Origin of the sequence: uncultured Cyclobacterium sp., assembly GCF_963976465.1 — a bacterium.
Lineage (GTDB): Bacteria > Bacteroidota > Bacteroidia > Cytophagales > Cyclobacteriaceae > Cyclobacterium.
Window position 1 is genome coordinate 1 of sequence record NZ_CAXBOC010000189.1, and the last position, 9,253, is coordinate 9,253.

A 9,253-nucleotide genomic window follows, 5' to 3' on the forward strand; every position below is an offset into this window, starting at 1 on the left:
GCTCCCGTTATTTTTGCAACAAAATTCTCTTCTGAAATCGTTAAATCCAAAGATTCAACCTTCGCTTCACCACCATCAGTTTTAATGGGATGAATATTCTTTTTTACAGCAAGAATTTTCTTTTCTGTGTCTATTGAAGTGTCTGCAAAAGCTTTACCTGTAAAAATACTTCTTCTTACTACAAAGCCATTGGACAGATCAGGCAATCCTACCACGTTGGAGACAAGGCCAGCTTCCAGCTTTACTGCTAATCTGGCTGCTACAGCATCCCCTAGCGAAGACTTAGCCAAAACAAGTGTGGCCGCCCCAACTTTCTCAAAAACATTAGCGATGGCATCAGCATGAGCCAAAATAACCCCTTGATCCAATCGCTCATCTCCAATATGATAAATGGCATTGGCACCTTGCAATTCTGAGAGCCCTGCTGCATAAGACACTGCCTCCAAAGAAGACCCTTTAATTTTACCCTGATCTTGTTCTATATATACTAATATCGACATGCTCGTTTTATTTAAAGAATTTTGGCGTCATTTTTTAATAAATCAACCAGTTGATCTACACTATCAACCAGTTTAACAGCTCCTTTTGCAGGAGGCATTTCATAGGAATTGACTGCTGTTCTTTGAGCCTCTTCCACAGGTTCAATCACCGAGAGTGGTTTTGTCCTTGCAGACATAATTCCACGCATATTTGGAATTTTCCACTCTGCAATAGGTTCTTGACAACCGGCGATAAATGGCAAATCTACTTCAATAAACTCTTTTCCTCCTTCGATTTCTCTTGACAGTTTTCCTTTGCCACCCTCGATCTCCAATTTCATAACCGGAGACATAGAAGGCATGCCCAACAACTCTCCTACCATACCATGAACCATGCCTCCATTAAAATCAATAGACTCCCTACCCATAAGAATTAAATCAAAGGCCTTGTCTTTTGCATAATTGGCAATTTGTTTGGCCACAAAAAAGGCATCTGTAGGAGCAGCATTTATTCTTACTGCCTCATCCGCTCCTATGGCCAATGCTTTACGAAGTGTGGGTTCAGTTTCTGCCTCCCCTACATTGAGCACGGTGATGCTCCCATTGGTCTCTGCTTTTAGTTCTACAGCCCTGGCCAAAGCATAGTCATCGTAAGGACCTATAATAAATTGAACCCCTTTTTTATCTAACTGGGTATTATTTTCAGTAAATTGAATCTTTGAAGTGGTATCAGGTACATGTGTGATACAAACCAATATTTTCATGTATTTTTATTTAAATTTGTCATTAAAATAAACAACTAAGCAAATTAATTCCATGAGCATGAAACATCTAGACAGGGTAAAAGAACTCCTGAATTATATTGAAGAAGAACCCGAAAATCCTTTCAACCTTTATGCTTTGGCTTTGGAATACCAATATCAAGACAAAGAAAAGGCTTCTTTTTATTTTAACAAACTATTAATAGAACATAAAGACTATCTGGCTACTTATTATCATGCTGCCATGTTTTATGCCAACGAGGAAGAATTGGAAAAAGCTGATAAAATTTTTTCTGATGGCATCGAATTAGCCAAAGCTCAAAACAACTTACATGCTAAAAAAGAATTGGAAAATGCCTACTTGAATTTTCAGTTTGAAAATGACTAAAATGGTGCGGGCTCGTTTCCTCCCGGAAAAGGATTTTCACCTCCCGAATCACCGTTGGCTTTACTGCCCATACGAACCATTCCTTCATCATCAAAATCTTTACCACCAGCTCCACTTGGGAAACGACTCCCATATAGGGCTTCTTGGGGCTGTTGCTGATAAGGAACATTCATTTCCAAATCGGTAAACTTGGTGTATTTACCAATGAACCTCAATTTAACATTTTCCAAAGAACCATTTCTATGCTTGGCAATGATAACTTCACCTACACCAGCAGTGTTATTGCCATCCTCATCTTCTGTTATTCCATAATACTCAGGTCGATACAGAAACATTACAATATCCGCATCTTGTTCAATCGCACCAGATTCCCTTAAATCTGAAAGCTGGGGTCTTTTGTCTCCTCCCCTGGTTTCCACTGCCCTAGACAACTGGGAAAGTGCAATTACCGGTACACTCAATTCCTTTGCGATTTTTTTCAAAGCCCTAGAAATACTTGAAATTTCTTGCTCACGATTTCCCCCATTTCCACCTTTGCTGTCTCCAGACATTAGTTGAAGATAATCAATCACGATTAATTGTACGTCATTTTGCGCTTTTAATCTTCGGCATTTCGCCCTTAATTCAAGAATCGACAAAGCCGGGGTATCATCCACAAACAATGGAGCGGAGGTTAACTTTCCTGTTTTATGTATCAATTGCTGCCATTCATAATCGGCGAGGTTTCCCTTTTTAATTTTTTCAGAATCCAACTCAGCCTCAGAACTGATCAAACGATTGACCAGCTGAATGGATGACATCTCAAGGGAGAATATAGCTACCGGCCTGTCATGATCCACTGCGGCGTTTCGCAGTACGGAAAGCACAAAAGCAGTTTTACCCATGGCAGGTCTTGCTGCAATGATCACCAAATCGGATTTTTGCCACCCTGAGGTGACCCTATCCAAAGCCGTAAAGCCAGAAGGCACTCCTGTTAGCCCATCCTTTTGCCCTTTTTTTCCTTCAAGTTCAGTTATGGCTTCTCGCATAATTGAACGCATGTCCACATAATTCTTTTTGATATTGTTTTCGGAAATCTCAAATAGAGACTGCTCCATCTTGTCGAGTAATTCAAATACATCTGTGGTATCCTCAAAAGCCTCTTTCTGAATTTCAGAAGAAATCTTTATCATATCACGTTTCATTGCCTGTTCGGTAATAATACGTGCGTGGTATTCAATATTTGAAGCGGAGGATACTTTTGAGGTTAGTTCCGTGATAAAGATAACTCCACCAGCCAACTCCAAGCTCCCATTTTTTCTAAGTTGATTGACTACAGTCAACAGATCTATGGGCTCTCCAGCATTGAACAAATCAAGGATTGCTTCATAGATTAAGCCATGAGCATCTTTATAAAAGCTGCCCGGAGAAAGTATATCCACAACGGCAGTCAAGGCATCTTTTTCCAACATCAGCGCTCCTAATACAGCTTCTTCCATATCAATGGCCTGAGGTGGTAATTTCCCTAAGGCAGGTAAGGATTCATTGGGTCGCCTCCTTGTATTTCCTTTACGTTCTTTTCTATCGCTGTTGTTGTCTGACATAATAACAAAAGTACCCTATTAAAATCAAAGATTTTAAACAATTTATACACTATCTTATCCACATTTACCTAACGACAACTTAAACAATCAATTATGAGGGGATGATAAATTATTCAAAAAATGAAAACCCTCCTTAATTGACCTTGAAATCATTATCCATGGCCTTTCGGAAATTGAAAACATCAATTAAATCTTTACTAAAAAAGTTCCTGCTTAACAGCAACTATCGGATGATCAAACAATAAATATCTTGTCCTAAATGATAAAAAAGTAGCTGCTACAACTCCGACTACAATCATTCTAATGCCTCTTTTAGTCAATTTGACCCCAACACCGAGTCATTTTTTTTATTGGCTTGACAAAGAAAAAAACAATTTTTTTAATCATTAAGATTAGCTAAGTACAATGTATTGAAATGTATTTTAACAAAAACCTTCAATTTTATAATTCCATCCACCTATCTAGTTAGGAGATTTCACTTAGGCAAAATCCGAATTTAGCAAAGGGAAATCACTATATTTGCGTTAAAATTATCCGGGAAAGTTTCACCTATTAAATTACAAATCATCCAATGTTTCATCAGTGGCTTTCCTTAACATTTTTAAAAATTATTAATTTTTCATTTTACTAAATAAAAAAACAAATGGATTTGAATATCAAAACGCCCATTGCATTTTTTGATCTTGAGGCTACAGGCATTAATATTTCCACAGATAGAATTGTTGAAATATCAATATTAAAAATATTCCCTGATTCAAGCCAAGAACTAAAAACCCTAAAAATTAATCCCACAGTTCCTATTCCTTTAGAAACCTCATTAATCCATGGGATATATGACAAGGATGTGGCAGATGCACCAACTTTCAAAGATGTGGCCAAAGAATTGTTTCGTTTCTTTGAAGGTGCTGACTTAGCAGGTTTCAATGTTCTTAAATACGATATCCCTCTATTGGTTGAAGAATTTTTAAGGGTAGGAATAGATTTTGACATTGAAAAAAGAAATCTTTTGGACGCCCAAAAGATATTTTTTATGATGGAAAAAAGAAATTTGTCTTCTGCCTACAAATTTTACTGTGGCAAAACCTTGGAAAATGCCCACAGTGCTGAAGCCGATACCATTGCTACCTATGAAGTTTTTAAATCTCAAATTGAAAGGTATCAGGGTCAAGAGCTTGAAGATCTTCAAGGCAATAAAATAGGAATTATTGAAAATGACATGAAGAAAATTCACAACATGATCAATGAGAAAATGGTGGACCTTGCCGGTAGGTTTGTTTTTAATGACAAAGGAGAAGAGTGTTTTAATTTTGGTAAGCAAAAAGGCAAACCCATCGCCCAGGTTCTTAAGGAAGAACCGGGATACTATGATTGGATGATGAAGGGAGACTTCCCGCTTGACACCAAGAGAAAACTAACACAAGTAAAACTGAGAGGTTTTAATTTGTAATAAATAATACAGTGAAAACTTAAAAATGAATGTATCATTCCTCCTTATGCTTGAATTGGGGGAATGATATTTCAAACCAGCTTACCTTAATTAGCCCTTTACAAATAGCGCTGTATTGGGTATAAGGTAAGCAATCCTCGATACTACTGCCTCATTTAAAGTCCCAAAGATGATCAGTATCCAAAAAGCGACAACAAAAGACATTCCCCAGATTCAAAGCATCGCGAAAACCACTTGGCCCATTGCTTTTAGAGATATTCTCAGCTCAGCTCAATTGGAATACATGATGGAGTTGATGTACAACACAGATACCCTCCACTCACAAATTTCCGGAAAAGAAATCGTTTTTTGGCTGGCCAAGAGAAACGATTTAACTTTGGGGTTTATGGCTTTTGAACCCAATCTAGAATTAAAAGACAAGGTAAAAATCCACAAATTATACATTAACCCGTCTTCTCAAGGTCAAGGAATAGGCCAAATATTATTGAAGAAGTTGGAAGTATATGGGCGCTTAAATGCCTTTAAACTACTCACATTAAATGTAAACAAATACAATCATTCTGCGATAAGATTCTATACAAAACAAGGTTTTAGCAAGATCGAAGATGTTATTATTCCCATTGGGAAAGGGTATATTATGGATGATTATGTATTTACTAAAAATATTCAATAGCAAAAACTACATACCCGATTTTTTTACCTTGGAAGCCTTTTCATTGATATCCCTAATCACACCATCCAGTTCTTCCGCTGAAATTTCAATGTGATTTAACATTTCTTTTTCTTCATCAGGCAATTCAATTTTGGTCATTTTTAAGAGATTAACCAACCCCATAAGTCTTGCGAGAGGCGCCCTAACAATATGCGATTGCACCCATGAAATTTCTTTTAACTGCTTATTCTGCTTCTCTATGGTTCTTAAATGAATGTATTTATGGGTCACATCATTTGAAAGCACTAATTTAACATCCTCTCCATTAATGTTAATATTATTTACACTAGTCTCTACAGTGATGGTATCACCATTCTTTTTTTTATGTAAATGGAGTCCGGAAATATTTTTACAAAAATTGATTTCATTTTCTCGTGAGGGGGAAGTAGACTTAACCTTTTTTATCTGAATATCACAAAACGATTTTTCAAGAAATTCCTCAAATGTAAAACCGTAACTTCTAATGGCTGCTTCATTTACACTTAAAATATTATAGGTTTTTTGATCCAAAACCCACATAGGAAGCGGGTTAAATTGAAAAAGTTCTTTATACCTGACCTCGGATTCTTCTAATCTATTAAAAATTTTCTTTCTTTCTATGCTATAGATTACACTTCTGTATAAGATCTCAGGATGCATCTGATCCTTAATCAAATAATCGGACATTCCTAAACCGATCGATTTTAAGGCAAAAGCTTTATTGGAATAACCAGTCAATACCACAATGGGGATTTTAGGAGCCCTATTCTTTATATCCTTAATCAGGGGTTCACCACTAATATTATCAAGACTTAAATCAAGTAAAATAACATCGTAATCGTCAAATACCCGATGTAAGGCTTCCTCGTAGGTAGGTGCCCAATCCACTTTTGCGAAGGGGAAATTTTCTTCTATCGAATCTGAAATTAAAACGAAATCCCCTTCGTTATCTTCGATAATTAAAAAATTTAAAGCCTCATTAATTGAACTCATCCATTTAAATTTTTGAAGGTAATTCCACTAGTGAAAACCAAAAAGTTCGAATCCTATTAAGGATTTCCTGGTAACCTCCAGAACCGAAAGGTTTTATGATATAACTATTGGCGTGATTATCGTAGGAATCATTAATATCTTTTTGATTGGATGAGGTGGTGAGCATAATCACAGGTAAACGTTTTAAATCATCAGAATTTTTGATAAATTTCAAGACTTCCTGACCATTTTTAAAAGGCAAGTTGATATCCAATAAAACCAAATCTGGAATATGTTTACTTCTCAGTCGGAGACATGAATTTAAAAATTCCACTGCCTCCCTACCATCTTTTGCAAGGCTAATATGTAAGGGCAAATCTAACTCTTCCAGAGCCTCTGAAATTAAGAAGATATCCCCTTCATTGTCTTCAACTAAAAGAATATTTAAACTCTCCATAATCTAATTTCTTAATCCCCCCTTTATATACCCTTACCTAAAACGTAAGCTCCTCCTTCATCACTGTAATTTTAATCAAAAATACGCTATTTTTCGCAAAGACACAGAAGAATTAAATATTAATACGTTATGCATTCTTTTTCATATTTTGAATTTTCCCCAATATGCATTTCTAAAAAACAAAAATTCTTCGCTAGAGAGGTGGAAAACATTTTAAAAAGTCACATCACTAAACTATCACTCCCTTATTAATCCAGAAAATCAATGCATTACGAATGATTAATGATAAGAATTTGTGCTAATTTTTATTTGATATCGCTACATCCAGCACATCAGAAACATGGGGATTTTCAAAGTTAATATTAAAAGGGAAACTTATAATCAATTGAATTCCTTGAAAAAGCTACCCTAAACTCTAAGTTTTACATAAAAAACGCTTCCTTTTCCTATTGTTGAGTTTGCCCAAATCTGCCCACCCAATCCTTCTGCAATCCTTTTACAAATAGCCAAACCCATACCTGTCCCCCGTTTAATAAAGCCATAATCGTATCGTTTTAAGATATAAAAGATATTCTCTAAATTTTCAACAGGTATTCCTCGGCCATTATCTCTAATCTCTATCGTACAAAAACCCTCTTTGGAATTTGCTAAAACCTCAATAGTTAGTGGCCTATTGACATCTTTGAATTTAATTGCATTGGAAATTAAGTTATCAAACAATTGGATAAGAGGTTTGTAATCACCCTTTACCTGTGGCAACTTATCAACTTTGAGTTTAATTTTTTGCTCCAATATTTTTTTGGAGTTAAGGTGTAATACTTTTTCAAAAACCTCATCCAAACTCACTAATTCCTGCTTAGATTCTAAGCCGGAGAGCTGGGAAAAAGTTGTAATATCATTAATTATGGCTTTAATTTTTATAAAATTATCTAAAGTAAGCTGTAAAAAATTAAGAGAATTCTGAGATAATTGGTTTTGATTCTTTCGGATAAAAAGCTCCAAAAAACCTTGACTTTGACGAACAGGTCCTGCCAAGTCATGGGAGGCTACAATAATAAATTGATCCAATTGTTTTTTTGAATGGTCAGACTTTAGACGCTCATTATCAAATATTTGCTCCACATGCTCAAGCTCTTTAACTTTATCATCCAAATAATTGAATTGCTTTTGAATTAAAATATATAGTAGAATACCTGTCAATAAAAAGTATAAAATATTAGCTGATACTTTAAGTAATTGAATTGTTTCATTGCTTTTATTGGAAAAAATAAATTCAACTAAATTATCACCCCAGACAATCCAAAAAATGCCAGCTACAATATAGATTAATGAAATTCTTAAGCTTGCTTTCATGTCTATCTACTAAAAAACTTCCTTTTTCTCCCACTTTGAAGGGTGCAAATTACTAAACAATCCTTACTACTTTTCTCATCTAACAAAAAAGTATTTCTTTTCTTAAACTCAATCCATGTTTTTCAATTGATGGCCTACCATTTAACATTTATTTTCTAATAAAAATTAATCCAATGTCTTAACTCAAAACAATGCTTGAGTCAAAATTCTTTTTTTATTAATAGGGCAAAATTACAACCCAATTAATTTAAATGCTACTTTTAGGATGTCTTATTTATCAGTTTAATCAGTAACCAAATGTGTAATTTTATTTTCAAATTAAGCCCTCTGTTTCTCATGCTAGGCCTATTAAACCAACCTACTATGGCCCAAAATGACAGCCTAAAAATTCTTAGTTATAATATATGGAATGGGTTTGATTGGGGGAAAGACTTGGATAGGAAAACAAAAATGACCGAATGGCTAAAAGAGATAGATGCAGATGTTATAGGTTTTCAAGAGCTGAACGACTTTACCTCAGATAAGCTAGAGGCTTGGGCAAAAGAATTTGGCCATGAGTATTCGATTTTACTCAAAGAAGATGGCTATCCAATTGGCATCACCTCCAAACAACCTATTCAGTTAAAAACAAAAATGCTTGGAGGCTTATGGCATGGAATGCTTCATGTAAAATCATATGGCATTGATTTTATTGTGGTTCATTTAAGCCCCCACGATTGGGCATTTAGGAGAAAGGAGGCTGAAATTATAAGTGATTATGCTCAAAAAAGCGTCATTATGGAGGAGCATAGCAAGATGGTGATTTTAGGGGATTTTAACTCACAATCTCCTTTCGATGTAAATTATGACGCTCAAAATACAGTATCTTTGAAAAGAAAGCAGCATTCAGATAGCCTTCGGAGGGCAAAAAACGGCCCCGATGCTTATCAAAATTTACGGTTGGGAACCATAGATTATAGTGTAATTTCTAAATTTCTTTCACTGCCTTTGATAGACGTTGTACAAAAAAAACATGCTGATCAGAATAAAAAGTCATTCCCCACTTTGGTGCTCGGCCAAGATCTTTCAAAGTCAGATTTCGAAAAAAACCAGCAAAGGATAGATTATATTCTGGTCAGTCCA

9 protein-coding genes and 1 pseudogene are annotated in these 9,253 nt (G+C 35.4%); 4 read left to right on the forward strand and 6 right to left on the reverse strand.

Going from position 1 to position 9,253, the window contains the following annotated elements; all coding sequences use genetic code 11:
• Both AAC037_RS11960 and AAC037_RS11965 read right to left on the reverse strand, forming a co-directional pair.
• Positions 1–500 (reverse strand): annotated as a pseudogene (locus tag AAC037_RS11960) (electron transfer flavoprotein subunit alpha/FixB family protein); the annotation flags it as partial.
• Positions 501–511: 11 nt separating this feature from the next.
• On the reverse strand, positions 512–1,243 hold the full coding sequence (locus AAC037_RS11965; RefSeq protein ID WP_339903219.1) for an electron transfer flavoprotein subunit beta/FixA family protein: 732 nt from the start codon (positions 1,241–1,243) through the stop codon (positions 512–514).
• Positions 1,244–1,301: 58 nt separating this feature from the next.
• Between AAC037_RS11965 and AAC037_RS11970 the strand changes: the two genes are divergently transcribed.
• Complete coding sequence (locus AAC037_RS11970) at positions 1,302–1,628, forward strand: tetratricopeptide repeat protein (protein ID WP_339903220.1); 327 nt, start codon at positions 1,302–1,304, stop codon at positions 1,626–1,628.
• Here the strand turns inward: AAC037_RS11970 and dnaB are convergent.
• A complete protein-coding gene (gene dnaB / locus AAC037_RS11975; protein WP_339903221.1) occupies positions 1,625–3,211 on the reverse strand; it encodes a replicative DNA helicase in 1,587 nt (528 codons plus the stop codon). The genes AAC037_RS11970 and dnaB overlap by 4 nt on opposite strands.
• Before the next feature lie 643 nt (positions 3,212–3,854).
• Here dnaB and AAC037_RS11980 point away from each other — a divergent pair.
• Both AAC037_RS11980 and AAC037_RS11985 read left to right on the forward strand, forming a co-directional pair.
• Positions 3,855–4,658: a 3'-5' exonuclease gene (locus AAC037_RS11980; protein WP_339903222.1), complete on the forward strand. Its 804-nt coding sequence runs from the start codon at positions 3,855–3,857 to the stop codon at positions 4,656–4,658.
• 169 nt (positions 4,659–4,827) lie between these two features.
• Entirely contained in the window at positions 4,828–5,331 is a 504-nt protein-coding gene (locus AAC037_RS11985) for a GNAT family N-acetyltransferase (RefSeq protein ID WP_339903223.1), read from the forward strand.
• A 6-nt stretch (positions 5,332–5,337) separates the two neighbouring features.
• Here AAC037_RS11985 and AAC037_RS11990 read toward each other — a convergent pair whose 3' ends face one another.
• The 3 genes from AAC037_RS11990 to AAC037_RS12000 all read right to left on the reverse strand — a co-directional run bounded on the left by AAC037_RS11990 (position 5,338) and on the right by AAC037_RS12000 (position 8,131).
• Positions 5,338–6,342: a response regulator gene (locus AAC037_RS11990; RefSeq protein ID WP_339903224.1), complete on the reverse strand. Its 1,005-nt coding sequence runs from the start codon at positions 6,340–6,342 to the stop codon at positions 5,338–5,340.
• A gap of 4 nt (positions 6,343–6,346) precedes the next feature.
• Positions 6,347–6,778 carry a response regulator gene (locus tag AAC037_RS11995; RefSeq protein ID WP_339903225.1) on the reverse strand — a complete coding sequence of 144 codons (432 nt, stop codon included), beginning with the start codon at positions 6,776–6,778 and terminating at the stop codon, positions 6,347–6,349.
• A 408-nt stretch (positions 6,779–7,186) separates the two neighbouring features.
• Positions 7,187–8,131 carry an ATP-binding protein gene (locus AAC037_RS12000; RefSeq protein WP_339903226.1) on the reverse strand — a complete coding sequence of 315 codons (945 nt, stop codon included), beginning with the start codon at positions 8,129–8,131 and terminating at the stop codon, positions 7,187–7,189.
• A gap of 363 nt (positions 8,132–8,494) precedes the next feature.
• Between AAC037_RS12000 and AAC037_RS12005 the strand changes: the two genes are divergently transcribed.
• Positions 8,495–9,253: endonuclease/exonuclease/phosphatase family protein (locus tag AAC037_RS12005; protein ID WP_339903227.1), on the forward strand; the 759-nt coding region annotated here is incomplete at its 3' end.